1 protein-coding gene is annotated in these 458 nt (G+C 38.6%); it reads right to left on the bottom strand.

The annotated features are described in order from the left end of the window. Window positions 1-458: Rib/alpha-like domain-containing protein (locus HMPREF2937_RS09210; protein ID WP_257245383.1), on the bottom strand; the 458-nt coding region annotated here is incomplete at both ends.

Consider the following 458-nt stretch of genomic DNA (forward strand, 5'->3'; position numbering starts at 1 on the left):
ATACTGGTCCATATTTATCATTTTCTGGTTGTGGTGTTACAACAACTTTAACTGTTACATGGTCTGTCGAACCATCTGGGTATATCACTGTAACTGGAACATCATATACACCTGGTGTGTTTCCATTAGGTAATACAGATGGGTTATCTACGATAACTTTATAAGGATCATCCACTTTAGAATAGCCTGGTACGGTTACTTTAGAAACAACATCTTCAATTGTAGTTGGTGTACCATATGGTTTTTCAACTTTTCCAGCTACTGGTTCAAAGACATCTGAATCTTTCGGACCAACGACTACTTTCACAGATACATGATCTTTTGTACCGTCTGGATATGTCACCGTTACTGGTACTTCATATTCACCTGGAACTTTGCCGTCAGGGATTAATGCTGGGTTATCTACAGTAACTTTTGGTTGATTACCTGTTGTTGGGTAATCAGGAACAGTTACTTGG

It is taken from the genome of Staphylococcus sp. HMSC061G12, from assembly GCF_001838465.1.
Classification (GTDB): domain Bacteria; phylum Bacillota; class Bacilli; order Staphylococcales; family Staphylococcaceae; genus Staphylococcus; species Staphylococcus simulans.